The sequence below is a fragment of the Helicobacter brantae genome, from assembly GCF_003364205.1.
GTDB classification, from domain to species: Bacteria; Campylobacterota; Campylobacteria; order Campylobacterales; family Helicobacteraceae; genus Helicobacter_G; species Helicobacter_G brantae.
In genome coordinates, this window is record NZ_NXLV01000019.1 from 1 (window position 1) to 24,240 (window position 24,240).

Here is a 24,240-nt window from a genome sequence, read left to right on the forward strand (position 1 = left end):
GGGGGCGGGGATTTTCCAAATCGCAAGATTTGGAAAATGATTAAACCCTCCTTAATCCCTCAAGCACTCTTTCATACTCTTGGAATCCTCCAAAATTCCCAATCCTTGAAACTTTTGTTTTGAGATGACTTTGCCCACTAGAGATGAGGATATTGTGTTGGGCTAGAGTGTTTTTGATTTGACTTTGAGAGTCATTAAATGCGATGATTGAGTAAGAGGGGTTTTGAGGATAGAGGGCGATTCCTTTAGAGTGCAAAATCTCTTTTGTTTCCCTAAACCTCTCTTTTATCAGAGCATAATTTCTCTCAAAATCAATGCTCTTTAGCACATACTCTAGGGCTAGAAAAAGGTTTGAGGGCAAAGAGAAAGCAATAGGGTTGTCAAGATAATTTTGCAATGCAAGATAATAAGATTTTGGAGCTCTATTTTGTAAAAGATTGAGGGCGTAAGAGCTAGTGAAAACAAATCCTAGCCCCACAGGAAGTCCTAGAATCTTCTGTGATGAAGCCACAAGCACATCAATATTTTGCACCTCAATTCTCTCGCCCCCAAAGAGTGCAATCGCATCAAGGAAAGTTAGGATTTGGGGATTGTGGGCTTTTATGCTTTGAGTGATTGCTTCATACTCTTCTCTCACCCCTCCACTGCTCTCCACTCCACATAGGCACACCCCATCGATACTTTCATTATCTTGCAACACTTTCAATACTTCACTAGCTCTATGAGAGCAATCCCAAGAGCTAGAGAGCGTGGTGGTTTTGATACCAAAACTTCTTGCAATCTCTCCCCACCTCTGAGAGAATTTGCCATTTTCCAAAATCAGCAAATGGCTAGGAGAGAGGCTACTTATCGCACTCTCCATTGCTCCACTTCCACTAGAGCAGAGCATAAACACCTCTTGCATTTGAGCGATTTCAAGAAGCCTATCGTGGCAAAAATCAAAGCACTCTCTAAACTCTTTGGAGCGATGATGAATGATAGGGAGAGAGAGGATTTTTGAGATTTGAGGAGAGATTTCAGAGGGTCCAGCAGTGAAAAGTGGCATAAAAACTCCATTTGTATGAAAAAATTGCATTATTTTAAGCAGTTTTGCAAAAAACTTGATTAGTTTTGAGTAAAAACACTTTATAATTATCGCTTTTAAATAAAATCAAGGAGATTTTTGCAAATGGCAACAGTGATTCGATTGACAAGAATGGGTCGAAAGAAAAAACCATTTTATAGAGTGGTTGTAACAGATAGTAGAAAAAGAAGAGATGGTGGTTGGATTGAGTCTATTGGGATTTACAATCCTCTAGTAGAACCTGCATATGTCAAGATTGATGCTGAGAGATTGGCTTATTGGAAAGGTGTGGGTGCGAAAATGAGTGAGAGGGTTGCTAAACTCACTAGCAAGTAATTATGGCAGAACGCTTTATTTTAGAATACGCCAAAAAAATTGCTTCATATCCTGAAGAGATTCGTGTGCAGACACGAGAAGATGAAGAGGGAACAGAGGTTATCCTTTTTGCTTCTCCTGAAGATATGGGGAAGTTCATTGGAAAAAATGGAAAGATGATTCACTCCCTCAAAAATGTGCTTTCAGGGTGTAAAGTAAAAAATGGCAAAAACTATCGAATTGTCGTGCAGTCTGTATGATACAGGTTGCAAAGATTGGGAAAACAAGTGGAGTTTATGGGGGGTTGAAGCTTCATCTACTCAGTGATTTCCCTCAAATTCTCTCCCAAGACATTAACTTCACTGCAAAGTCTTTAGGACTCAAACCTCAAACACTCAACCTCAAAATCAAATCCTATCAAAATGGAATTGTAACCTTTGAGGGGTATGAGAGTAGAGAGAGTGCAGGGACTTTGACAAACTTTATCCTCTATGCCTCAAAGGAAGATACCAAAAAGTATTGCACTCTCAAAGAGGGGGAAGCGTTTTGGTTTGATGTGATTGGAATGGAAGTGGTAGAGGGAGAAGAGATTTTGGGAGAAGTCATTGAGATTGAGAGGATTGGAGCGATAGATTATCTTATCATCGCCTCCAATCTCTCTCTTCCTTCACTCCCACCCAAAAAACCTTCCAAAACTTTTATGCTCCCCTATATCAATCGCTATATTTTAGAGATGAGAGAGGGGAAGATTTACACCCAAGATGCCAAAGACATTTGGTTTGCAAGTTAGATGAGTAAATTTACTTTTCTCTCTCTTTTTCCTTCCCTTATCTTGCCTTATTTCTCTGATTCTATTCTCTCTCGAGCGATAAAAAATGGGCTTTTTGAGGTAGAAGCAATCGATTTGAGGGAGTTTGCAGACAATCGGCACAATAAAGTCGATGAACCACAAATCGGAGGGGGAGCAGGGCAGGTGATATGTGCTGATGTGATTGATAGGGCTTTAAGCTCTATTGCCACCCCTAGCTCTCATATCATCTTCCTCACCCCCTCAGCTCCACAATTTTGCCAAAAAGATAGCATAAGACTAGCTAAAAAAGAGCATATTATCTTTGTGTGTGGGCGATATGAGGGGTTTGATGAGAGGGTGGTGGAGATGTGGGCTGATGAGGTGTTTTGTATCGGAGATTTTATCCTCACAGGTGGAGAGCTTCCAGCACTAAGTTTATGTGATAGTATTGCTAGACAGATTGGGGGAGTGCTAGGAAATGAGGATTCTTTGTGCGGAGAGAGTTTTGAAAATTGCTTACTTGAAGCTCCAATTTTTGCAAAAACACTCAAAAAAGATGAAAAATTTGAAAAAAAATCGCCACCTTTAGAATTTTTCAAGGGAAATCATAGTAAAATCTCAAGTTTAAAACTCAACCTTTCTGAATTGAGGACAAAATATTACAGACCCGATTTGTATCAGAAATGGAAAAATCATAAGGACAGAAAATGAAAAATCGATATATCGAGAGCTTTGAGAAAGCACAAATTGGTGGAAAAGCAGTTCCTACTTTTAAAGCAGGAGATACTCTAAGACTTGGGATCAAAATCCAAGAGGGAGACAAAAGCAGAGTTCAAAACTTTGAGGGGATTTGTATCGCAATCCGTGGAAATGGTGTAGATAGAACTTTCACGGTGAGAAAAATGGGTGCAAACAATGTAGGTGTTGAAAAAGTATTCCCACTTTATAGCGATTCTTTAGAGAGAATTGAAGTGCTAAGAATCGGACGCGTTAGAAGAGCAAAGCTTTACTATCTTAGAGATAGAAAAGGTAAATCTGCAAGAATTAAAGAGCTTAGAAAATAAGCTCTTTTCCCCCACTTTTATTCCCCTTGTTTCAGCAAATCTAACTTCTTATCATAATCTTTAGTCGTAATCCCAAAATACCCTAGAATGCTATGAAAAACATAGTCTTGACTAAGAGGAGTGTTTTCTTTGGCTTTGAGTGAGAGGTAGGATTGTCTATCTCCAAACCACATCAAAGATGCCACTTTGGTTTGAGTGCTTGGAGAGAGTGAGTAGGGAAGTCCTCCGTGCATATAGTTTCCACCCTCTCCCAAACTCTCTCCGTGATCGCTGATAAACCATAGCGATACCTCAAAATCTTGCATACCTTTAAGCCAAGCGATTGTTTGCTCAAGCAAGGAGTCTGTATAGAGAATGCTATTGTCATAAGAGTTTATAATCTCTTCACTACTGCATTGATTGAGGGCTGAGGTTTGGCAAGTGGGTTTGTGGATTTCAAACTCTTTGGGATAGCGATTGAAATAATCAGGCCCATGACTTCCATAAGTGTGTAAGATAAAAAATGAGCTTTGGGTGGTGTGAGCTAAAAGCTCTTTGAGTTTTTCAAACATTACTCCATCTAAGCCATCAAAATAATATTTCTCTTTGAGCCTATCACATAGCCCACCGATACACGCTTTGGAGCTTCCACTATTGTTATCAAGCCAATAAGTGGCAATCCCCACCCTTTGGGTAATATCTAAGATATTGTCAATATAATCTGAGAGATAGCGATTGGTATAAGTGGAATGGGTGTAGGAAGTCAGCATACAAGGCACAGAGATAGCAGTGATGACTCCACAAGAAGAAAAATCTTTGAAGCTCACACTTTGGGGCTTAAACTTTGGCATTAGCTCTCTGGGGTAGTCATTGAGATTTTCACTCCTTACACTCTCGCCAATCACAAGCACTAAAATTCTCTTTCTGCTATCTTTGAGTTTGGCATCAAGGGCGATGTGCTGATAGCTCATAGAAGCTTTGGCTTTGGCGTTGTAAAGCAAGATACTAGAGCGAATAGGAGAGATAGGGGTGATGAGTGAGGAGAGGGGACGCAGTTGCAAAACCAAATCTTTCCCCACCACTCCAAACCACAATCCATAACTCCCCACTAGATAAATCCCTACACAAAAGAGCTTGGTAAGTAGGGCATAGGAGAGTTTGGTGCGTTTGAGCTTGAGCTTGTAGAGTAGAAATAGAGGAAAAATACAAGTGGCAAGAAGATAGAGGAAAAGGTGGGGATTGAGGAAGCTTTGGGCTTCAGAGAGATTGGTGTTGAGGGTGCTTTGGATAATATCAGGGGTGATTCCAATATGTAAAACACTTATAAAATACGAACTCACAGAGCTTAGAGTGATAAAAAACGCACAGACAATCTTCACACTCCATATATAGCTTAGCAACTCTAGGGCAAGAGAGAAGAGAAAAATCATAAAAAGCATTGTGAGTGCTAGAGTGGAGGGTGTGGTGATTGTGCTAAGTTTGGAGAAAAATTCAATATTTAATCCCACACTCATAAAGATAGCAGTGAGGAGAATGAGAAAATGATAATTAAATGGTTTGGCAAACATAAAACTCTCCATAGTTTTTGGAGCGTATTTTACTCAAAAGTATTTCCTACAAAAAGCTAGGAGATCGTTTTGTTTAGAGATTTTGTGTATAAGGCACAAAAAATACTAAGGTTAGAAAATGAAGCGATACAAAATCAGCAATCTTGATTGCCCCTCTTGTGCTTCTCATCTTGAAGAAGAGCTAAAAAAAGATAGCAATATCATTGAAGCAAGAGTGGATTTCTCACTTGGGGCATTGTATATGGAGTGCAAAGACTTTCAAAAGGCAGTGGATAAGATCCAAGAGATTGAGCCTGAAGTGAGAGTGGGGGAATGGGAAGAGGGGGAGAGTGAGGGGGCGTATGAGGTGTGGAGAGAAGTGGCGTTTTTGTCCCTTTTGCTAGGAGCATTTGGAATCTGTGTGTTTTACAAAGAGATGAGTAAAGCACTTTTTATCACTATCTTGCTAGGGATTTATATCATTGCAGGACTTCCTGTGTTTAGAGGAGCGTATAGAAGGATAAAAGAGGGAGAGATTTTTGATGAAAATTTCTTAATGCTCTTTGCCACTCTTTCAGCGTGGGGGATAGGGGCTTATGAAGAGGCTGTGGCTGTAATGCTTTTCTTTAGAGTGGGAGAGTTTTTTGAAGAATTGGCTGTGAAAAAAAGTCGTCGCTCGATTAACTCTTTGCTTGAGATTACCCCCTCTTTTGCACTCAAAAAGATAGGAGAGGAGTATGTAGAGGTTTCTCCCAAAGATTTGAGGGTTGATGATATTGTGCTAGTGAGGGTAGGGGAGAAGATTCCAAGTGATGGAGTGATTATAAAAGGGGAGAGTGAAATCAACGCTCAAGCAATCAGTGGGGAGAGTTTGCCTATCTTTAAGGGCATAGGAGATAATGTGCTTGGAGGGTGTATCAATCTTCTTAATGTCCTTGAGGTGAAAATCACTCACCCCTATGAGCAAAGCTCTATTGCTACTTTAGTAGAGCTTGTGCAAAGAGCGACAAGCAAGAAAGCAAAGGTGGAAAAACTCATCACTTCATTTGCCAAGATTTATACCCCTTGTGTGTTTGTCTTAAGTGTGTTGATTGCCCTATTGCCTCCACTTTTGGGGTTTGGAGAGTGGAGAGAATGGATTTATAAGGCATTAGTGGTGATGATGGTGAGTTGTCCTTGTGCGTTGGTTTTGAGTGTGCCATTGGGGTATTTTGGAGGGATTGGTGGAGCGTGTGCTAAGGGGATTTTGATTAAGGGGGCAAACTACCTAGAAGCACTAGCAAAAGTGCAAAGTATCTTTTTTGACAAAACAGGGACTTTGAGTGAGGGGAGATTTGAGATTGTAGAGATTGCTCCTTTTGGAGGGGTTTCAAAAGAAGAATTGCTTTCTTTGGCTTCTTGTGCTGAACATTTGAGTAATCACCCCATAGCTCAATCACTCAACTCCTCTCTTCCTAGCAAATCCCACACCTCACTTTTCAATCAGCAAATCAGTGGAATGGGAATGTGTGTGAAATGCTGTGGGAATGAAATACTAGCAGGGAATCTAGCTTTGCTAGAGAGCAAGGGGATAGAAATCCCTAGCTTAGAGGAGGTGGAGTATAGTGTGGTGCATATTGCTAAAAATGGCGAGTATATGGGATATATTGGGATTGAGGATAAGATAAAAAGTGAGAGTGCAGGAGTAGTGAAGAGATTGCAGGATATGGGGATAGAGGTGGGGATTCTTTCAGGGGATTTGCCTCAAAATGTCAAAAGAGTGGCTCAGAGGCTAGGAGTGAAGCAATATTTTGGAGGGCTACTCCCTCAAGAAAAGCTCTCAATCTTTGAGAGAAGCAAAAGGGGAGTGAGTGCATTTGTGGGAGATGGAATCAACGACGCTCCAGTTCTAGCAAGTGCAGATGTGGGGATTTCTATGGGGAGAGGGGGAAGTGAGCTAAGCAAAGAGAGTGCAGATGTGATTGTTGTCAATGATGATTTAAACAAGGTTGTTGAAGCAATTTTACACGCTAGAAAAACCCAAAATATCATCAAGCAAAATATCATCTTTGCTTTGGGAGTGAAGGGAGTGTTTATCATTTTGGGAATCTTTGGAATCGCAGGAATGTGGGAAGCTGTATTTGGAGATGTGGGCGTGGCACTTTTGGCATTGCTCAACTCTACAAGAGTTTTGAGATAAGGATTGGCAAGAAAAGGAGGTGGGAGTGAGTAGATTCTTAAAAAAATATTATTAGAAATTATGCTATCGTTTTCTTTCAAGGAAGGGAAATGAGATACAAAATCATCACTTTAAAAGATAGCAAAATTACTTCTTATACCCTATGGGCTTCTTCCCTTACACAAGCTGAGCAAAAGGCATTTGAGCGAGATGGAATCGCTCCAATAGAAATCATAGAAAAATCTTTTTTCCTCAATCTTTATCCTATCAGCCAAAAAGAAATGATCACCACCCTCAAAGGACTTCATCTTTTGCTAGAGGCTCAAACACCCCTCAATCGCTCTATTGAGATGATTCAAAAACACTCTAGCAATCCTAGATTGGCTCACATCTTGGCTTGTATTCAAAAATCCCTAGCCAATGGCGTGAGTTTGCCTGAGAGTTTTGCTCCTTTTAGGGGAGTGTTTGGGGATTTGTGTATTGCAATGCTTCAAGCAGGGGCTAGAAGTGGAAAAATGGTGGAGTGTTTGGAGTTGCTTCTAGTGGATATGGAGCAAAGAGAGAGCGATAGAGGGGCAGTGATGAGGGCATTGAGTTATCCACTCTTTGTGCTTGTGGCGACTTTGATTTGCTTTGGGGTATTGCTTTTGTTTGTAGTTCCCTCTTTTGTGGAGTTGCTTACTCAAAATGGAGCAAGTTTGCCTATCTATACAAAGATTTTGATTGCTCTCTTTGAGTTTGTCAAAACTTATGGATTATATGTATTGCTTTTGGGGGTGGGAGCAGGGGTTTTCTTGCTTTTGGAGATGAAAAAGAGAGGGGCAATCTCTCAAAAGCTCTTTACTATCGTGCTTTGTATCCCCTACATTGGGACAATTTTTAAGCAAAGCTATCTTAGAAATTATTGCTTCTCACTCTCTATCTTGTTGCGTTCAGGCAATGCACTTCTGCAATCTCATTTGTTTGCAATTCAAGGGGTTTTCCCTCAATTTCTTCAAAAGAGATTAGAAAAAATCCAAGAAGCCCTAGAAAATGGCAAAACTCTCTCTTGTGGAATGCAAGAGAGCAGAGTGTTTGATATGCTAAGTCTTTCTTTGCTAGAGGTAGCTCAAGAGAGTGGGAGAGTAGAGGAAGTGCTAGAGCTTTGCTCTAAGAATTATCAAGAGAGCAATAATGTAAAAATCTCAAAACTCATCTCTTGGGTTGAGCCAATGCTTACGCTTTTGCTAGGGGGATTTATCCTTTTGTTGGCGTTGGGAATCTTTGTGCCGATTTGGGATATGGGGTTTTAAGAGGGGCTTATTATCGTGAGGACAAAATCAGGGGTATAAAAATACCTATCTTCTTTCCTTGCTCCCCCTTTGTGGGGGATTTGTGGGGGATTTGTGGGGGATTATTTTCTATTTTTTCCTGCGATGATAAATCTTAGGGCATTGAGTTTGATGAATCCCTCTGCATCGCTTTGATTATAAACGCTATCTTCTTCAAATGTAGAGTATGCCTCATCAAAGAGGGATTTATCTGACTTTCGCCCTGTGATGATGACATTGCCTTTGTAAAGCTTGGCTCTTACCTCTCCCTCAACATTTTTTTGAGTTTTATCAATGAGGGCTTGAAGTGCTTCCCTCTCAGGGCTAAACCAATAGCCATTATAGATGAGTGAAGCATAGCGTGGCATTAACTCATCTTTGAGGTGGGCTTCTTCTCTATCAAGTGTAATACTCTCAATCGCTCTGTGGGCTTTGAGTAAGATTGTCCCCCCTGGTGTTTCATAGCACCCACGAGATTTCATCCCTACATAGCGATTTTCTACAATATCAAGGCGTCCGATTCCGTGTTTTCCTCCTAGAGCATTGAGTTTTTCTAAGAGTTTGGCAGGACTTAGGAGTTCTCCATTGAGGCTAATGGGATCTCCATTTTTAAATCCGATGACAATCTCCTCAGCACTATCAGGGGCATCAAATGGAGAAGTCGTCCATCTCCACATACTCTCCTCAGGCTCTGCATTTGGATCTTCTAGGATTTGCCCTTCATAAGAGATATGCAAAAGGTTTGCGTCCATAGAATAAGGAGATTTATTGGGCTTTTTCTCAATAGGAATCCCTGCATTCTCTGCATAAGAGAGAAGTTTTTCACGGCTGTTGAGATCCCATTCTCTCCAAGGAGCAATGACTTTGATATTGGGATTGAGTGCATAAGCCCCTAGCTCAAATCTCACTTGATCATTTCCCTTGCCTGTGGCTCCGTGAGCAATAGCATCAGCTCCCACTTCTTTGGCAATCTCTACTAGGCGTTTAGCAATCAAAGGGCGTGCGATACTTGTCCCTAGCAAATACTCTCCCTCATAAATCGTATTGGCTCTAAACATAGGGAAGACAAAATCTCTCACAAACTCTTCTCTCAAATCCTCAATAAAGATATTTTGGGGCTTGATTCCCAAAAGCTCTGCTTTGGCTCGTGCAGGTTCTACCTCTTCGCCTTGTCCGATATCTGCTGTGAAAGTTACCACCTCACACTTATAAGTATCTCCAAGCCATTTGAGAATCACGCTTGTATCAAGCCCTCCAGAATATGCTAAAACTACCTTTTTAATCTCTTTCATTTCTCCTCCTTATTTGCAACAGCTTGGGGCTTCTTGAGTGATAGGATAGTTATGTTCCTTCCAAGACTTAAACCCACCTGCAAGTTTATAGACTTTTTTAAACCCTAGCTTTTTTGCCCACAAACACGCAGTATCAGCTCTTCCCCCCATATAAAGCCCTCCATTTCCTCCATCATAAATCACAACGATTCTCTCTCTATCTCCCCCCATTTTTTTGGCAAATTTCTCTTGTGATCCAGCTTTGGAATTCCACTCTAGGCTTCCATTGGCACTTTTGCTAGAGGTGTCGATTTCAAAGTTTTTTGCCATAGGGATAAGTCCTAGCAAATACTCACCTTTAGGGGAAACATTGAGGAGGGAGAGTGGAGTTTTTTCATCAATCATTTTTTTGAGCTCTGCACAAGTGATAAGCTCATAGCCTCCACTCTCAGCCCTATCAATCATCACTTGAGCGTCATCGATGAGGGTTTGAGGGGCATTGGGCTTCTCTCCTTTTTGAATCTGAGTGATGACTTCATCAATCTTGTAGGCTTTGCTATGCTCTTGCTTTTTGTCCCCACAACCACTAAGGGCTAGAAGTGAGAAGGCAAGTGCTGTAAGTAGTGTTTTTTTCATTTTTTATCCTTTGAGAGCTTCAAGCTCAGAGATGACTTTTGCAAGTTTTTCTTTGGCATTTTTTAGTCCCTCTTGATTGGTTTCAATCACATTTTTGGGGGCATTTTTGACAAAGTTTTCATTTCCAAGCATTGCTTCTAGTTTTTGCACTTCTGATTGTAGTTTATTTTTTTGGTTTTCTAGTCGGTTTTTTATCGCACTTAAATCGATATTTTCAAGAGAGATAAAGCACTCACACCACTCTCCCACATCGCCAATGCTATTTTGGGGCTTACTCTCTACAAATTCACAACTCTCAACTTTTGCAAGTTTGCAAACAAAAGTTTTAAATAGCTCTTGATTTTGGCTTTTGGCTTTGATAGAGATTGTTTGAATGCTTTGATTGCCAAGCTCTAGGAGGATTTTTAGTCGCCTAATAGAAGTGATTGCATCTTTGATAAGGGCAAACTCTCTCTCTATGCCCTCATCTCTCTCTCCTGTTTTGGGGAAAGGAGCAATCATAATACTCTCTTCTCTCTCTAAGTCTGTTTTTCTGAGTTTATGGTAGAGATACTCGCTCAAAAATGGCATATAGGGGTGGAGAAGTTTCATTGAGGTTAAAAATACGCTTCCAAGCTCTTTGATACTCTCTTTACTTGCCTTAGCCAACTCAATCCCCCAATCACAAAACTCTCCCCACAAGAAGCGATACAGCACGCTTGCTCCGTCATTGAAGCGATAGCTATCAAGTGAATCTCTAAGCTCTTTTATCGTGCTTTGAAGTCTTGAGTTGAGATAGATTCCAAGAGGGGTGGAGAAACTCTCTAGCTCTTCAAAAATCGCATTGTTATTGATTTGCTCTAAATACATCATCAAGAAATTACTTGCATTAAAGAGCTTGTTGGCAAAGTTTTTGGAGAGATCCATTTCTTTTTCTGAAAGCTTGATATCTCTTCCTTGAGCACAAAGTGAGGCTAGAGTGAAACGCAAAGCGTCAGCTCCGTGGCTTTTTATCTTCTCTAGTGGATCAATAACATTGCCCTTGCTTTTGCTCATCTTTTGTCCAAACTCATCTCTTACCAAAGCATGAAGATAAATATCTTTAAATGGCACTTCTCCTAGCAAAGATTCTCCACTCAAAAGCATTCTAGCCACCCAGAAGAAGAGAATGTCAAAGCCTGTGATAAGCAAAGAGTTGGGATAGAAATCACTCAAATCACTCTTTTGCCACTTCTCTCCCTCTCCCCATTCTCCATTGCCCCACCCAAGTGTGCTAAACGCCCAAAGCCCTGAGCTAAACCAAGTGTCAAGCACATCAGGATCTTGGCTAACTTTTTTGCTCCCACATTTTGGACAAGAAGGAGAGTCTTCTAGTGCGACAAATTGCTCTTTGCATTCACACTCAAACACAGGGATTTGATGTCCCCACCAAAGTTGGCGAGAGATACACCACGGACGCAATTCTCTCATCCACGCATCATAGTTGTTTTTCCATTGAGGTGGAAAAAACTTACTCTCCCCCTTGCTAACTGCCTCAATCGCTCCACGAGCCACTTCAGGGGAGACAAACCATTGCTTAGAGATATAAGGCTCTACGATATTGCCACAGCGATAGCATTTGCCTACTTGGTTTTTATGCTCTTCAATTTTTTCTACAAATCCTTCTTTTTGAAGTCTCTCTATGACAATCTCTCTTGCCTCAAGTCGCTCTAGACCTTGAAACTCTCCTGCGTGTTGGTTGAGGATACCAAACTTATCAAAGATAGTGATAAACTCTAGATTGTGGCGTTTTCCCACTTCATAGTCATTGACATCGTGTGCTGGAGTAACTTTCACACACCCCGTCCCAAACTCCATATCCACAGCCTCATCAGCAATGATTGGAATCTCACGATTGAGTAAAGGGAGGATAACGCTTTTACCGATGAGGTGGGTGTAGCGAGTATCATTGGGGTTAATCATCACAGCACTATCGCCAAAGAATGTTTCAGGGCGAGTGGTAGCAACGATGATAAACTCCGAGCTGTCTTTGATAGGATATTTGAGATGATAGAGTTTGCCTACATTTTCTTCATACTCTACTTCAATATCTGAGAGTGCTCCATCGTGGGTGCACCAATTGATCATATAGTTGCCTTGATAGATAAGCCCTTTTTCATACCAAGTTTTGAAAGCAAGTTTGACTGCCCTTTTCAATCCCTCATCCATTGTAAATCGTGTCCTGCTCCATGCAGGAGTGATTCCTAGATTTTCCATTTGTGAGAGGATCATTCCTCCACTTTTCTCTTTCCACTCCCACACTTTCTCAATGAATTTTTCTCTTCCTAATTCTTCTTTTTTGATTCCTTGGGCTAGAAGTTGTTTTTCTACGACATTTTGAGTAGCAATCCCTGCGTGATCCATACCAGGTTGATAGAGGGTGCGATAGCCATCCATTCTTTTGTAGCGAGTGATAATGTCTTGGAGTGTGAAAGTGAGAGCGTGTCCGATATGAAGCACACCTGTAACATTGGGAGGTGGCATCATAATGGCAAAGTTTTTGCCTTTTTGAGCGATTTTTGAGTTCCCCTCTACTTCAAAATACCCCCTATTTTTGGTGGTTTGATAAATATTTTGTTCGATTTCTTGGGGATTGTAGGTTTTCATTTGGATTCCTTTAAAGGTAGAATTTTTGTAAAATTATATCACTTGATAAAGACAAAAGATGTCCCTTATAAAAAATATAAATTTTAGGAAAGTTAATGCCATTATCCAATCTCAATACCGAGCAAAGACAAGCTGCCACAGCCCCACTAGGGCATAATCTTATCATCGCTTCAGCAGGGACAGGCAAAACCTCTACGATTGTGGGGAGAATCGCACATTTGCTTTCTTTGGGGATTGAGCCTAGTGAGATTTTGCTTCTCACTTTTACCAATAAGGCAAGTAGTGAGATGATTGAGAGGGTGGGGAAGTTTTTTGGCAAAGAGATTGCCCAAAAGATTGAGGCAGGGACATTTCACTCTGTGGCTTATCGCTATCTCAAAGAGCATTTTGCTGTCTTGCTCAAACAACCCAGAGAGCTAAAAATCCTTTTTAAAAGTATTTATGATAGGCGTGTGTTTATGGAGCGAGATGAGGCGATGCCTTATTCCTCTCAATATCTTTTTGAGTTTTACTCTCTTTTTCTCAACTCTAGCAAAGAAGAGGAGTTTGGGGAGTATTTGGAGAGAAAAGCTCCTGCTCAAATGAGGTTTTTGCCAATCTATGAGGGGATATTTGAGGAGTTTAATACCCTTAAGAGAGAGTATCGCTATGTGGATTATAATGATTTACTATTGCTTTATCGTGAGGAGATGGGCAAACTCTCTTCTTGCCCTTACTCTGAAATCCTTTGTGATGAATACCAAGATACAAACCCACTCCAAGAATCAATCCTTAAAGCCCTAAATCCAAAAAGCCTCTTTTGTGTGGGGGATTATGATCAAAGCATTTATGCTTTTAATGGGGCTGATATTTCTATCATTGCCAATTTTACTCACACTTATCCTGACGCTCAAGTCTTCACTCTTGTAAAAAACTATCGCTCCACTTCTGCAATCCTAGATCTTGCCAATCGTGTGATAAGCAAAAATGAGCGAATCTACCCCAAAAGCTTGGAGGTTGTCAAAAATGGGGAGTGTGAGATCCCAAAACTTTTGATTTATGATGAGTTGTTTTTGCAATATCAAGGCATTGCCAAACGCATTGCAATGGGAGGGGTGAATTTTGAAGATATTGCTATTATCTTTCGCAACAATTCAAGTGCTGATGGGATTGAGGCAAGTTTGAGGGAGCTTGGGGTAAGCTCGAAGAGAAAAGGGGGGAGAAGTTTTTTTGAAACCAAAGAGATTGCTCTTTTGCTTGATATCTGCTCTTGCTTTTTTAATCCCAAAGATATGATGTCTTATATCCACACTCTAAGCTATGGCAAAGGGATAGGCAACTCGATTGCCAAAGATATTTATGAGGGATTGATGAGAGTGGGGGAGGGAAGTGTGATGAGAGGGCTATTTTCACCCAATGATTCCAAGCCCTACACCCCCAAAGCCAAGCAAACTCAAGCAGGGCTATTTGATGATTTTTTTAGCTTGGAGAATGCAAGTCGGTTTAACTCAATGCTTGAAGTGGAGTTTGCTTCCCACCCTATTTTTGAACACCCCAAGCTTGTCAGTGAGGGGGCAAAGTTTCTCAATGATTTTTATCTCCTAGCCAAGAGAGGAAGGGGTGTGAATAACCCTACTGAGCTTATAGAGATAGTGCAAAAAAGTGCGTTTTTCAATCACATTATGCAAGATTTTGCACTTCAGAGAGCCAAAAACAAAGATGGAAGCCTAGATCTTGCTCGTAAAGAGGAAGCACTAGAGAGGATAGAGAGAAAGGTGGATTTGCTGAAAAATTTGAGTATGCACTATGAGGATTTGGGGAGATTTCTCAATGCAATGGTGCTAGGAGGGGCAGAGGCAAGTGAGGGAAGTGGGGTCAATCTCCTCTCAATCCACGCAAGTAAGGGGCTAGAGTTTAAAGAAGTGTATGTGATTGATTTGATGGAGGGGCGATTCCCCAATACTAAGCTAATGAGCAAGGGAGGGAGCTTGGAAGAGGAGAGAAGGTTATTTTATGTGGCTGTAACAAGGGCGAAAGAGAGGCTATTTTTGAGCTATGCCAAAAAAGATGAGCTAAAAAGCATTGACTATGCCCCCTCAATCTTCCTCTATGAGGCAGGAATGGTGAGGGGAAGAGAAAAAGAGTTAGACTAGGGGATTTGGGGGATTTGGGTTTTTGGAATCTTTGAGGAAGAGTTGATAGTAGAGTAGAAAAAAGAGGATAAATTCTCCAAAATAAAAGAATGCATAAGCTATGGGGGAGAAAACAAAAGCGATAGCTATATCAACAAGGAGCAACCATTCAGCAATTTTTTTAGGAAAAATATCAAGAAAGCTGTCTTCCAATATGCTTAAATAAAATGAGAGAAGCAAAAAAAGCAAATTAAGACTAAAAAAATAAAAAAGAATTTTTTGATATGTCTTTTGATGATATTTTAAAAACAAGAGCCAAAGTGAAAAAACCCCACAAAAACCACTTATGGCAAAAATCCCCAAGCCCTTTTCTCCAAAATCTGGACTATTGGGAAATCCCATTGTTCTAGCTGTAATAACCCAAGGCAATGCAAAGAAGACAATATCAAAACATTGTGAGCTATATTTTTTGTATAAAAAGAATGCTAGGACAAAAAGAGCAGGAAAGAATATGAAAACCCCTCCACTAATCTCTGAATTGGGATGATTCCAAAAAGCAAAAGCAATATAGGCTACCAATGCAAAGACAATCACAACCCCCTTAATGGCTTTCTTGTAAGCCATAAGAGCACAACTTGCAAACATTGCCCCCATAAAAAGTATAGAAACCAAGCTCATTTTCTACTCCTTGCCATTTAAAATCCTTATAGATAGGTATAGAAAGATACATTTTATCATCTTTATAGTTTCTGTATTTTTATTCAAGATTGTGGAGATAACTGCCAAAAAGATTAAAAAATCGACAATCTCTTGAGTGTCTATCGTGTAGTCTTCATATTTTCGAGAAATTCTTTTGTGTTTTATTCCCCCTCTTATTCCAAGAAATTTCCATATAAAACGAATTTGATTCTCATATTTCATACTAATGTTTTTAATCGTGTTTGACATATTCTCATCGTAACTCAATATGGATTTATTCTCCTTTAAAAGTCTTTACCCTCTAAAAATTTGAATTAGTCAATTCTTTTTAATCCTTTTTGAATTGCTTTCAATCATCTTGTTGAGAATAGTAATATTCCTCAACTTGTTTGTAAATTTCAAGAAAATATTAAATAATTTGTTTTATGTTGCCATTGGAGGATTTGATATAGTATGTTTCACCTCGCCAAAAAAGACACTTTTACTCAAAGAATTCATTTTGCTTTGAAAAGTCAGATTTGTGGGGTTTTGAGCTTTTTTCTTATTCTAGGGTGATGCCAAGAGCGTGAGGGGTGAGAGAGGAAGGATTTTTCAAGTATTTTTATCTTTTAAAAACAATTTCCAAGCCTTGTATCTTAGCTCAATGCAATGTGTATCAAAATCATCATACCCACTTTGTCCTCCACAACAAGGGCAGTGTCTGTATTTTGGATAGCCTTGATCATCATAGAAAAAATCCTGCTCTTGACCCTTTTTTAAATAACCTTTTTCATCATAGTGCAAATCTTCACCTTGTGCTTCATATCCACAGATTCTGCAAATATTTCTTTCTTTGAGAGTGGGGATAAAAGAAGGAGAGGGGCATAAGAAACTTTGAGGAATTTGTTGGAGTTGCAATATTTTATCTTGTGGTGATTGATTGATGAAATCATAGCGATAACGATAGATATTTTGTAGAGTTGCATCATCACATCCACTAATCCCCTCACAATAAGGGCATTGTTTGTATTTTGCATAATTTTTTTCATCATAGAAAAAATTTTCTTCTTCATTTTTGTATCCACAGATTCTACAAACACTTCTTTCTTCTGGTGTAAGAGCATAAAGTGGAAAGCTATTGACTAATAAATATCTTGGAATGTTTTGCATTTGGTGTTGTTTGTCCCAAACTCTAGGTTGTGTATCATTCAGGACATCATCAAACCATAGATTTGGATTCCCATTTTGCCAATGAAGTGCTCCCCTCTCCCATTCATAACGATACATCAAGAGATTTTCTAAACTAAAATCATTATTGCCACTCTGACATCCACAACACCTGCAAATAGCAAGAGTCCCATAATCATTGCAATCATAAAAATAATACTCTTCTTTTTCTTGCAATCCACAACACATACAGGTGCTATATAAGCGATTCTTTTTCATTTTTTAGTCCTATTACCAACCCAACAGCAATTCTAGCAAGGGAAGTCAAATTCTCTCCCCCACTCTCACACAACTCCTCCAAGATAGGCTCTAGCATTATACTCATTTCTTTTCTTTTATGCCTCTGTGCAATTTAGTAGCTTCTTTGAGAGAGGAGAGAGAATCTATGAGTGAGGTCAAAATGCTTTTGTGATAGTCAAAAATCAGTTGAGGACATACAGCTCCATTTCTTGAATTTTTGTCTTAATTTCTTTGTTTTTATCAAAGATAAATGCCTCCATACAATAATCTTCATTGATTGTGTTTATAAGGATTTTTGTCTTGGGAAAATAAAGGCTGTATCCTCTTCCCAATCTTGCACCCATATAGAAGCTATTGATAAGATCTTGCCGATACATTTTTTTCAAAACAAGTTTTTGATTATCTAAATAGATGCGATAAACCTCGCTTTTTGATGAGAGCCACATTAAAAAATTTAATAACTTGTCCTCGTTTGCTTGTTTTTGACTCATTAAAGTGGGTTGAGTTTTTAAGAGATAAGCATTTGGAAAATATTCGACAATAAGCCTTTTGAATTCTTGATTATCTTTAATCCAATGATCCCAAAGTGTTATAAAAAAACGATTTGAGTGATGTGAGGGTGGGGATAAAAAATCTTCTTCCATTTGAAAAAGATATACAAGCCTCTCATATTGCTCTTTCTCAATCAGCTTTGCCACCTGATGACTTGAAAGCTTTCTTTGTCTTGCATAAATTCTCCTGCTTTTCTCACTTCTAGCTATATTTCTATCAAGGAAAAAGTCGTGTTTTTTTAAAATAGGGGCTATTGTTTTGATATTTTTTTCATTTATGAATACGCGAATAAAACAATGGCAGGTTACATAAAATACAATTTTGGGCTTCTCAATTATCAGAATATGATCTGAATGATAGCTTTGCATCCATTCATAACAATCAAAGCTTTCCCAATCTCTTAAAGAAGAGCTTTTGATACGATAAGGTATCTTTTCTTCAAGTTGAGAAAATTCATCTAGGGTAATTTTTTGTTTTTTGGTTATCTTGGATAGGAATTTGGGTCTAAATACCTGATAAACTTCAAAGGTATTTGTAATTTCTCTTATCAAATTGAAATATATATTTTCATCTAAGTGAATATAGCTTTTAAAATTATTTATTTTATTTGGTATGCAATAATAGTGTGTCATTTAGCAACAATCCTTTTATTTTCATCAAGTGAGCCAATTCTTTTTTTAAATTTATTGGGAAGATCTTGATTTTCCAAAAAGATGTCTTGTTTTTGTGTTGCACTGCAAATATTTGGCTTTGTCCCTGCACTGATTTGAGCCACAATCATTTCATCCTCATCGATTTCTATTGCTGTTTTGATTCTCAAATTGCGTGTCTTGAAACCAAGATTCCATACAAGTGATAGAAAAACGCAAAAATCCTCACATTTTTGTCTGTCTTGAAAATCAATCTCAAAGATATTCATCGCTAATTCCATATTGGTAATATTTGGGCTTGTTTGATATTGGATAAACAAATCATCTCTATACAAAAGTTCCAAAAAGTGGTATTTGCCTTTATATAAAACTTGGGGATACAAAAAATCTGCAAATGCAAGTAAAAATTCTAATTTAGAGCAAAAATCAAAGTTGTATTTTTGCAACTCCTCAAAAAGTGCTTGGAAAGAAAAGTGAGTTTTACACTCGGTGCTAAATGCTTGAATATTTTCTCTTGCACAAAATCTAATCCCTTCATCGCCAAGCTCAAAAATAAGGAGTGGAGAATACAAAAGATTCCAAAAAAAGAATAGAGCTTCTTGAAGTTTGGCAATCTGATGAGCCTCTTGTGAATCTGTGGCGTTAAAAAATTGACTAAGATTGATTAGATTGAGATGTTTTTGTATTTCTGTTTTGTTGAGATTGGGCTTAAGCTCATCAATTTTTGTTTGATCAAAAGTGAAATCAAAAAATATCATACTCTCATAAGAAATGATTCTTGGATAAAACAAGGATTGAAGCAAGGCAAATAAATCATCGATATAAAAATTATTAGCCACAAGCAAGACTAGGTTTTCAGGAACAATTGGAGGATACCATTCTTTAAAATCCCCTGCATTGTTTGAGCAAGAAGGGTTTAAAAACCTTGTTTTACTTCCAAGATTTAGGGATTTCATCGCTTCTAGCTTCTCTAACTTCGTAGCCTTCATAAACTTTTCCATCCTTTTTCTTGATTGTATATTGTTTTTCTTTTATTGCACTCTCTTTTATGCTCTCCTCTAAGTGCTTTTCTTGTATTTTTTCCAATAAAAATGCAAATTTAGCACTTGTTTATTTTCCAAATCTTGATAGTCAAAATAAATTCCCCCTTCTTGTTTTATGAGATTTTGTAATTTTGCTTCATCATTTGGATAGCTCTGAAGAATAGAGTTAAAAATGCTATATCCTCGTTTAAGACACATATAAAACAATCTATTGGATTTTGGATTAGAAATGTAGAGGGAAAAAATATTGACATCAAGTGGCACTTGATAGATTGTGATTCCTTTTTCATCACATTGTGCAATCTTGCAAGGCTCTAATTCTCCTTGGATTTTTTGTATTCTCTCTTTTGTAGGTAAAGAAGTAGTGAGCAAAAAGAAATAGCAAGGCGAAGAAATCGCATATAGAGGTGGATCTTTTATCATTGTGGGTGGGTTGGTATGAAAAATATTGTTAATTTCAGCAAGGAAATAATAAGACTTTTGGCGTGAAGAATTGATTTCAAGAGTGATTTGTTTAGTGTAATTTGAGAGATCAAGTTTTTCACTCTTTTTCTTTTGTGGTTTTGTTTTGTCAGGAGAGTATTCAAAAGGTTTGTTTTTGATTAAATTAATATCATTTGTCATCAATGCAAGAATAAGGAATTTAAAACGCTCAATGCGTATCGATAAATCATTGTTAGATTTTTGTGTATCACACTCTTCAAAATCAATAAAATACCAATCTGAACTAATCCCAAAATACACATAAATAATCTTCTCAAGAATATTATTGATTTTGTCTTGAAACTCTCTGTTGCAATTAAGTTCAATGAGTTGCAATAATCCTTGCTCTAGTTTCCAATATTCCCTATCATTCCACCCCTTACCTGCCCATAGACAATATCTAAAATTTTCATCATCTACAAAATCTTCAAAATTTTCATTAGAAAAATTTCTTAGCACATCAAGTGGTATTCTTGTCATTTTCCCCTCCAATCCTTGCATAGATGATTGTATCATCACAATGCTTTGATTCAACCCATAAACGCTTTTTAATCAGGTTATCTAAATAAGTCAGAAAACAAGCAGTCATACACATTTACCTCTCCTTGATTTTTGAGTTCTGTTTGGGTGCAATCCACGCTATCCATTGGGTTCTTGACACGACAATAGCCTTTTTGTAAAAAGAATAAATCAAGCCTTTTTAGCTTTTCTTGATAGATTTTTTGATATTTTTTCTGAATCTCTGCACTTTCAAGGCTATCTTGAAAACTATTTTTGGCACTCTCAATAAAAAAATAGCAATAATACAAATCAAGATAGCTAATCACTACAACAAGCTCAAGGGTTTTGCTTTTATCACAATCTTGAAGCAAACAATGATAACGATATGACACATCATTTTTAAGATTGGAAAAATTTACAACCTCAAGTCCTAAAAGATTCTGCAATTCCTCTCTAAAAATCTCAATCTGTTGGTGATTTTTCATAGCTTTTTTACGCTTTTTGATAAAGGCTTTGAACTCTTTTGTCTTTTTGTAGGACTTTCCTTTCTTTCTATTGTATGAAATATGTTTGGGATAGAATCTGTAAATAGTTTGCAGTATTTGAGATGTTTCAAGCTTCATTTTCTGTTATCTCCCTTGTTGAAACGCTTATCTTGAAGGAGTTTTTGTCTTTTTATCCCTCTTCCCACTTCCACTCAGCTCTCCAAGAAGGCTTTGCTATTATACTCATTTTCCTCTTTTAATACTCCATTGCCTCTAAAGGCTTCTTTTATATCATCTCTTTAAGAGAAAAAAGCAAAGTCTAAGAAACTTTGGGCAAATGGGATTGGGGATTGAAGTCTTTAATAGGGGAATTTTGGGATTTTTGAGGAAGATTTGGCAAGGAAAATCACTAAATATTTTTGAGTGTATTATTCACTCATATCTTGATAATTTTCTATTTCTTTAATACAAAAATTTCTTGACTGATTAAAATCGGTAATCCCTCTTTCAATGGCTTGGTATATTTGTGTATAGCCCTGCATACAGTGAAGATAAATCTTAAAAAATACAGGATAACTTAAATCCCAAGGAGAAAAACAACTACCTCTCTCCCATTTTTCTTTTGTCTTGCAAAGAAGAGCGATAAAATCAGAAATATATTGATATTGATTTTGTTTTTTGAAACATTTTTTCAAAATCCTCAATCAAAAAGAAAAATGTTTTAATAGCTTGTTTGCCCTGATTTTCATCAAAAATAATATTCATATCATCATTCCATAACCACCTCAAATCATTGATATACTCATCAAGTGCCATTTTATTTTTGCCATAGTAATCTAGAAATTAAAAAATCTTCTGCATTGTCTTGTGCAAAGATTCTTTATTGGAGCATTCACTTCCTTTGCAATAGGCAAGATAACTTTGAGAGAGATTGCATACAGCAAGACGAAGTTTCTCAAAAGATTTTTTGTTTGATGTAAGGTAAATATATTTGTCATCCCAAGCAGAATTGATAAAATGATTCATCATCCATTCCTTGAAGCCATTAATTAGAATCAATCCCAAGCCGAATCGAGTTGTCGTGACAATATGAAATCAATTCTAGTGGAATCAATCCCTCAAAATTGCCACATAGATAAATCACAACAAAGCAAGATGTCAGTTTTTGGATTTTTCGCACTCTTGCATTCTTTCTTTTTAGTTTTTGTATGAAGTTTGTAATTTTTTCTGAGATATTTTCTTTGAAAATGGGAGAAGTTATTTTGTAGTAATTAAGAGGCTTGAGGGGGTTTTCTGCTGTGTTTTGTGGTGCTGAATTGATATATTCTTCAAGCCTTGCCCTCCAATCTCTTGAAAGTAAAACAATTTCTTCTTTATCTGACAATTTGCAAAAACTAGGTTTTATGCCTAAGATTTTATGGAATTGCCAAGGGTCAAAATCTCTATCTGTAAAGATTGATAATTCAAGATAGCAATATCTTTTCATTTCTTGATATTTTCTCCTTGTGCTTCTTTAGTATTTAGAGTATCGTATTTTGGGGATTCTAAATAGAATATTTGTGCTTATCTTGGAATTTTTTCCATATCAATCCAAAAATCCAAGTTTGCCTCAACCCAAATTTTGCTCTCCCCCAAAGAGATTTTTCCTTCAAAGATTTTATCTGCCTCTTTTCTGTCTTTTTGTGTTTGAATATCTGCAAAACAGAGTGTTTGAAAAACTTGGATTATTTGAATCTGCTCTTGGGTGAGATAGTCTTTAAGATTGCTAGGAAATTCTAGGGACTTTATCTTGACATATCCCTCTAGTGAGTTTGAGGGGTTTTTGTAAAATTTCTTTGGAGGAATATCAAGAATCATTAGCTTGACATCACATTCACTCATTTTATTTCTAACCCAAGCATTGGGAAATTGTCTGTAAAGTTTGATTGTTTTTGTGTCGTCTTGCCAATCTTTAAGCCTAAAACTCACAAGGAGTTTGTGGGAAAGCAAATGTGGATTGAGCTTGGAAATCTTTAGCATTTCAAGTAAAGCAAAAATCCCTAGAAGCAAACTTTGCCTATCTGTCAGGGTTTCTAGTTTCTGATAAAGGGCGAAGTTTTTGGGAAAGAATTTTCTTTGCTCTTTAGATAGGAAAGAAAAATCAATTTGTGAGATATGTTTATCATAAGTTACGCTTGAGTTAGGGCAATAGAAGTGGAGATAAAACCACTCAGCAATTCTAAACTCTTTCATTTGGTATTCCCCATTTATTTTGTTTTAAAAAGTTGTTTTCTTCATTTGTTAGTTGTGGGGGATTTGCTCCTTTTAAATCTTTCCAACCTCTGTCTTTGTGGATACCATAACTATTGCCATTTTTCCTGCATTTGATTTGTTCCTTTGTTTGGATTATTTTGTTGTTGTTCCTTCTCCCCATTCCCACTAGAAGAGCTTCCACTATCTCCACCTTTCCTACCCTCTTGTTTTGGTGTCTCACCCTCTCCAGTGATTTTTTTTATAGATAGAATTGGCATTTTTAAATCACCTCAAAGTATAGGTAAGAATAGCATTATTATACAGATCCAAATTCTCTTCTAGCCAAGGCTCTTCATCATCTCTTAACTTATGAAATCCAATTGTTGAGATTGGAAGAAGTCTTTTGTTTCTTTTTGTTATATGGCATTGAATATCGCCAAAGATAAAAAAGCTTTCGTGTGAAAATTTTTTAGCCAAATACTTTCCAAGTATTAGAACACTCCAATAGGTGATACCCATAATGTTTTTTACTGATAGGTTTTTTATTGAATCCTCTATGTGCCAATTGTTGCATTGACACTCTAGTTGAGTGAGATCATCAATCTCTGTTTGAAAAAAATCATCCTCATTAGAGAAGAGATTTGTATAAAGATTTGTATTGAAATATTCTTGATCTCCAATGAATGATTTATTTAATTTTGAAGTATAGGACTTGATAAACATTTGAGCTTGTTGTTTGTGCTTATAAATATCTGTCTTCAAAAAGAAATACAAAAAATTTTGATTCATTGCAATCATTTTATTCCTCCATTCAAATTGGGTAAAAACTTTTGCTATCAATATATGATCCATTTTTTCCAATTTTTTTTTCTTATCTTTCCCACCCTCTCCAGTGATTTTCTTATAGATAGAATTAGCATTTTTTATTGCTATCAAGTCCTACTACCACCCTAAAGAGTGCATCAAGTTTTTCTTTGTTTGAAGCTTCTCCTACAAGCATTCCCACATCTTGTGCAATAGCTTTGCCCTCAGAGGCATCATATCTCCTAATTCTTTGAGATTAGGAAGTCTATTCCAAGCCGATAGAAGCTATAAATCCTCTTAGAGATTTTTAAGGCACTTACTCCCACTCTTAAGACAGAGTTATCCCTCTCCCCACTTCCACTCAACTCTCCAAGATAGGCTTTGGTATTATACTCATTTCCTTCTTTTAATACTCCATTACCTCTAAGTGCTTCTCTTGTGTTTTCTCTTTGATTCCATTGTGTGGTAGAGATTGT

The 24,240-nt window shown here is 37.7% G+C and carries 27 protein-coding genes; 8 read left to right on the forward strand and 19 right to left on the reverse strand.

Annotated features, from left to right (window positions below):
- Nucleotides 1–40: 40 nt before the first annotated feature.
- The gene (locus CQA58_RS07520; protein WP_170126772.1) at nt 41–1,045 is read right to left on the reverse strand and encodes a pyridoxal-phosphate-dependent aminotransferase family protein; all 1,005 of its coding nucleotides are present in this window, start codon (nt 1,043–1,045) and stop codon (nt 41–43) included.
- Between the two features lie 123 nt (nt 1,046–1,168).
- Here CQA58_RS07520 and rpsP point away from each other — a divergent pair, with 123 nt between their 5' ends.
- The 5 genes from rpsP to rplS are packed head-to-tail and all read left to right on the forward strand — an operon-like array spanning nt 1,169 to nt 3,232.
- Nucleotides 1,169–1,399, forward strand: coding sequence for a 30S ribosomal protein S16 (rpsP, locus tag CQA58_RS07525; RefSeq protein ID WP_115570124.1), 231 nt, complete (start codon nt 1,169–1,171; stop codon nt 1,397–1,399).
- A 2-nt stretch (nt 1,400–1,401) separates the two neighbouring features.
- The gene (locus CQA58_RS07530; protein WP_115570102.1) at nt 1,402–1,638 is read left to right on the forward strand and encodes a KH domain-containing protein; all 237 of its coding nucleotides are present in this window, start codon (nt 1,402–1,404) and stop codon (nt 1,636–1,638) included.
- The gene (gene rimM, locus CQA58_RS07535; protein ID WP_115570103.1) at nt 1,635–2,168 is read left to right on the forward strand and encodes a ribosome maturation factor RimM; all 534 of its coding nucleotides are present in this window, start codon (nt 1,635–1,637) and stop codon (nt 2,166–2,168) included. Before CQA58_RS07530 ends, rimM begins: the two co-directional genes overlap by 4 nt.
- Entirely contained in the window at nt 2,169–2,879 is a 711-nt protein-coding gene (gene trmD / locus CQA58_RS07540; RefSeq protein WP_115570104.1) for a tRNA (guanosine(37)-N1)-methyltransferase TrmD, read from the forward strand.
- A complete protein-coding gene (gene rplS, locus CQA58_RS07545) occupies nt 2,876–3,232 on the forward strand; it encodes a 50S ribosomal protein L19 (protein ID WP_115570105.1) in 357 nt (118 codons plus the stop codon). The genes trmD and rplS overlap by 4 nt, the downstream gene beginning before the upstream one ends.
- Nucleotides 3,233–3,249: 17 nt before the next feature.
- Here the strand turns inward: rplS and CQA58_RS07550 are convergent, their stop codons facing one another.
- On the reverse strand, nt 3,250–4,779 hold the full coding sequence (locus CQA58_RS07550) for a phosphoethanolamine transferase (protein WP_170126773.1): 1,530 nt from the start codon (nt 4,777–4,779) through the stop codon (nt 3,250–3,252).
- A gap of 118 nt (nt 4,780–4,897) precedes the next feature.
- On the opposite strand from CQA58_RS07550, the gene CQA58_RS07555 reads away from it, so the two are divergent.
- Together CQA58_RS07555 and CQA58_RS07560 are read left to right on the forward strand one after the other, a co-directional pair.
- Nucleotides 4,898–6,937: a heavy metal translocating P-type ATPase gene (locus CQA58_RS07555; protein WP_115570107.1), complete on the forward strand. Its 2,040-nt coding sequence runs from the start codon at nt 4,898–4,900 to the stop codon at nt 6,935–6,937.
- A gap of 89 nt (nt 6,938–7,026) precedes the next feature.
- Nucleotides 7,027–8,208, forward strand: a complete 1,182-nt coding sequence (locus CQA58_RS07560) for a type II secretion system F family protein (RefSeq protein WP_115570108.1) — start codon at nt 7,027–7,029, stop codon at nt 8,206–8,208.
- 101 nt (nt 8,209–8,309) lie between these two features.
- Here CQA58_RS07560 and CQA58_RS07565 read toward each other — a convergent pair whose 3' ends face one another.
- From CQA58_RS07565 to CQA58_RS07575, 3 genes are read right to left on the reverse strand one after another with little or no spacing between them, the layout of a single operon-like run.
- A complete protein-coding gene (locus CQA58_RS07565; RefSeq protein WP_115570109.1) occupies nt 8,310–9,518 on the reverse strand; it encodes an argininosuccinate synthase in 1,209 nt (402 codons plus the stop codon).
- A gap of 9 nt (nt 9,519–9,527) precedes the next feature.
- The gene (locus CQA58_RS07570; RefSeq protein ID WP_115570110.1) at nt 9,528–10,133 is read right to left on the reverse strand and encodes a rhodanese-like domain-containing protein; all 606 of its coding nucleotides are present in this window, start codon (nt 10,131–10,133) and stop codon (nt 9,528–9,530) included.
- Nucleotides 10,134–10,136: 3 nt separating this feature from the next.
- The gene (locus CQA58_RS07575; protein ID WP_115570111.1) at nt 10,137–12,758 is read right to left on the reverse strand and encodes a valine--tRNA ligase; all 2,622 of its coding nucleotides are present in this window, start codon (nt 12,756–12,758) and stop codon (nt 10,137–10,139) included.
- A 95-nt stretch (nt 12,759–12,853) separates the two neighbouring features.
- Between CQA58_RS07575 and CQA58_RS07580 the strand changes: the two genes are divergently transcribed.
- Entirely contained in the window at nt 12,854–14,890 is a 2,037-nt protein-coding gene (locus CQA58_RS07580; RefSeq protein ID WP_115570112.1) for an ATP-dependent helicase, read from the forward strand.
- On the opposite strand, the gene CQA58_RS07585 is transcribed toward CQA58_RS07580, so the two are convergent.
- From CQA58_RS07585 to CQA58_RS08305, 14 genes are all read right to left on the reverse strand, one after another.
- Complete coding sequence (locus CQA58_RS07585) at nt 14,882–15,547, reverse strand: hypothetical protein (protein WP_115570113.1); 666 nt, start codon at nt 15,545–15,547, stop codon at nt 14,882–14,884. The genes CQA58_RS07580 and CQA58_RS07585 overlap by 9 nt on opposite strands.
- A 612-nt stretch (nt 15,548–16,159) precedes the next feature.
- Nucleotides 16,160–16,993, reverse strand: coding sequence for a hypothetical protein (locus CQA58_RS07595; protein WP_115570115.1), 834 nt, complete (start codon nt 16,991–16,993; stop codon nt 16,160–16,162).
- Between the two features lie 203 nt (nt 16,994–17,196).
- Nucleotides 17,197–17,934 carry a hypothetical protein gene (locus tag CQA58_RS07600; protein WP_147288626.1) on the reverse strand — a complete coding sequence of 246 codons (738 nt, stop codon included), beginning with the start codon at nt 17,932–17,934 and terminating at the stop codon, nt 17,197–17,199.
- 260 nt (nt 17,935–18,194) lie between these two features.
- Nucleotides 18,195–19,205, reverse strand: a complete 1,011-nt coding sequence (locus CQA58_RS07605; RefSeq protein ID WP_115570117.1) for a hypothetical protein — start codon at nt 19,203–19,205, stop codon at nt 18,195–18,197.
- Nucleotides 19,206–19,274: 69 nt separating this feature from the next.
- A complete protein-coding gene (locus CQA58_RS07610) occupies nt 19,275–20,222 on the reverse strand; it encodes a hypothetical protein (protein ID WP_115570118.1) in 948 nt (315 codons plus the stop codon).
- A gap of 77 nt (nt 20,223–20,299) precedes the next feature.
- A complete protein-coding gene (locus tag CQA58_RS07615; RefSeq protein ID WP_115570119.1) occupies nt 20,300–20,866 on the reverse strand; it encodes a hypothetical protein in 567 nt (188 codons plus the stop codon).
- Nucleotides 20,867–21,156: 290 nt separating this feature from the next.
- Nucleotides 21,157–21,423 (reverse strand): hypothetical protein, encoded by a 267-nt coding sequence (locus tag CQA58_RS08165; protein WP_147288627.1) that lies wholly within the window; start codon nt 21,421–21,423, stop codon nt 21,157–21,159.
- Complete coding sequence (locus CQA58_RS08300) at nt 21,377–21,544, reverse strand: hypothetical protein (protein ID WP_170126774.1); 168 nt, start codon at nt 21,542–21,544, stop codon at nt 21,377–21,379. The genes CQA58_RS08165 and CQA58_RS08300 overlap by 47 nt, the downstream gene beginning before the upstream one ends.
- A 27-nt stretch (nt 21,545–21,571) precedes the next feature.
- Complete coding sequence (locus CQA58_RS07620; RefSeq protein ID WP_115570120.1) at nt 21,572–21,754, reverse strand: hypothetical protein; 183 nt, start codon at nt 21,752–21,754, stop codon at nt 21,572–21,574.
- A gap of 19 nt (nt 21,755–21,773) precedes the next feature.
- The gene (locus CQA58_RS07625) at nt 21,774–22,214 is read right to left on the reverse strand and encodes a hypothetical protein (protein ID WP_115570121.1); all 441 of its coding nucleotides are present in this window, start codon (nt 22,212–22,214) and stop codon (nt 21,774–21,776) included.
- Between the two features lie 77 nt (nt 22,215–22,291).
- The gene (locus tag CQA58_RS07630) at nt 22,292–22,960 is read right to left on the reverse strand and encodes a hypothetical protein (RefSeq protein ID WP_115570122.1); all 669 of its coding nucleotides are present in this window, start codon (nt 22,958–22,960) and stop codon (nt 22,292–22,294) included.
- On the reverse strand, nt 22,947–23,162 hold the full coding sequence (locus CQA58_RS08170; protein ID WP_147288628.1) for a hypothetical protein: 216 nt from the start codon (nt 23,160–23,162) through the stop codon (nt 22,947–22,949). The genes CQA58_RS07630 and CQA58_RS08170 overlap by 14 nt, the downstream gene beginning before the upstream one ends.
- 83 nt (nt 23,163–23,245) lie before the next feature.
- Nucleotides 23,246–23,758 carry a hypothetical protein gene (locus CQA58_RS07635; protein WP_147288629.1) on the reverse strand — a complete coding sequence of 171 codons (513 nt, stop codon included), beginning with the start codon at nt 23,756–23,758 and terminating at the stop codon, nt 23,246–23,248.
- A 248-nt stretch (nt 23,759–24,006) separates the two neighbouring features.
- The coding region (locus CQA58_RS08305; protein WP_170126775.1) for a hypothetical protein at nt 24,007–24,240 on the reverse strand (234 nt) is incomplete at its 5' end.

Coding starts and splice junctions, on each gene's coding strand:
- trmD (WP_115570104.1), top strand. CDS start 2,169: ATGAGTAAATTTACTTTTCTCTCTCTTTTTCCTTCCCTTATCTTGCCT.
- CQA58_RS07570 (WP_115570110.1), bottom strand. CDS start 10,133: ATGAAAAAAACACTACTTACAGCACTTGCCTTCTCACTTCTAGCCCTT.
- CQA58_RS07595 (WP_115570115.1), bottom strand. CDS start 16,993: ATGAAAAAGAATCGCTTATATAGCACCTGTATGTGTTGTGGATTGCAA.
- CQA58_RS07565 (WP_115570109.1), bottom strand. CDS start 9,518: ATGAAAGAGATTAAAAAGGTAGTTTTAGCATATTCTGGAGGGCTTGAT.
- CQA58_RS07610 (WP_115570118.1), bottom strand. CDS start 20,222: ATGACAAGAATACCACTTGATGTGCTAAGAAATTTTTCTAATGAAAAT.
- CQA58_RS07605 (WP_115570117.1), bottom strand. CDS start 19,205: ATGAAGGCTACGAAGTTAGAGAAGCTAGAAGCGATGAAATCCCTAAAT.
- CQA58_RS07635 (WP_147288629.1), bottom strand. CDS start 23,758: ATGATTGCAATGAATCAAAATTTTTTGTATTTCTTTTTGAAGACAGAT.
- CQA58_RS07585 (WP_115570113.1), bottom strand. CDS start 15,547: ATGAGCTTGGTTTCTATACTTTTTATGGGGGCAATGTTTGCAAGTTGT.
- CQA58_RS07555 (WP_115570107.1), top strand. CDS start 4,898: ATGAAGCGATACAAAATCAGCAATCTTGATTGCCCCTCTTGTGCTTCT.
- CQA58_RS07560 (WP_115570108.1), top strand. CDS start 7,027: ATGAGATACAAAATCATCACTTTAAAAGATAGCAAAATTACTTCTTAT.
- CQA58_RS07580 (WP_115570112.1), top strand. CDS start 12,854: ATGCCATTATCCAATCTCAATACCGAGCAAAGACAAGCTGCCACAGCC.
- CQA58_RS07520 (WP_170126772.1), bottom strand. CDS start 1,045: ATGCCACTTTTCACTGCTGGACCCTCTGAAATCTCTCCTCAAATCTCA.
- CQA58_RS08300 (WP_170126774.1), bottom strand. CDS start 21,544: ATGGCACTTGATGAGTATATCAATGATTTGAGGTGGTTATGGAATGAT.
- rpsP (WP_115570124.1), top strand. CDS start 1,169: ATGGCAACAGTGATTCGATTGACAAGAATGGGTCGAAAGAAAAAACCA.
- CQA58_RS07600 (WP_147288626.1), bottom strand. CDS start 17,934: ATGCAAAGCTATCATTCAGATCATATTCTGATAATTGAGAAGCCCAAA.
- CQA58_RS07615 (WP_115570119.1), bottom strand. CDS start 20,866: ATGAAGCTTGAAACATCTCAAATACTGCAAACTATTTACAGATTCTAT.
- CQA58_RS07530 (WP_115570102.1), top strand. CDS start 1,402: ATGGCAGAACGCTTTATTTTAGAATACGCCAAAAAAATTGCTTCATAT.
- rplS (WP_115570105.1), top strand. CDS start 2,876: ATGAAAAATCGATATATCGAGAGCTTTGAGAAAGCACAAATTGGTGGA.
- CQA58_RS07550 (WP_170126773.1), bottom strand. CDS start 4,779: ATGTTTGCCAAACCATTTAATTATCATTTTCTCATTCTCCTCACTGCT.
- CQA58_RS07630 (WP_115570122.1), bottom strand. CDS start 22,960: ATGAAAGAGTTTAGAATTGCTGAGTGGTTTTATCTCCACTTCTATTGC.
- CQA58_RS07575 (WP_115570111.1), bottom strand. CDS start 12,758: ATGAAAACCTACAATCCCCAAGAAATCGAACAAAATATTTATCAAACC.
- CQA58_RS07625 (WP_115570121.1), bottom strand. CDS start 22,214: ATGAAAAGATATTGCTATCTTGAATTATCAATCTTTACAGATAGAGAT.
- CQA58_RS07620 (WP_115570120.1), bottom strand. CDS start 21,754: ATGAATCATTTTATCAATTCTGCTTGGGATGACAAATATATTTACCTT.
- rimM (WP_115570103.1), top strand. CDS start 1,635: ATGATACAGGTTGCAAAGATTGGGAAAACAAGTGGAGTTTATGGGGGG.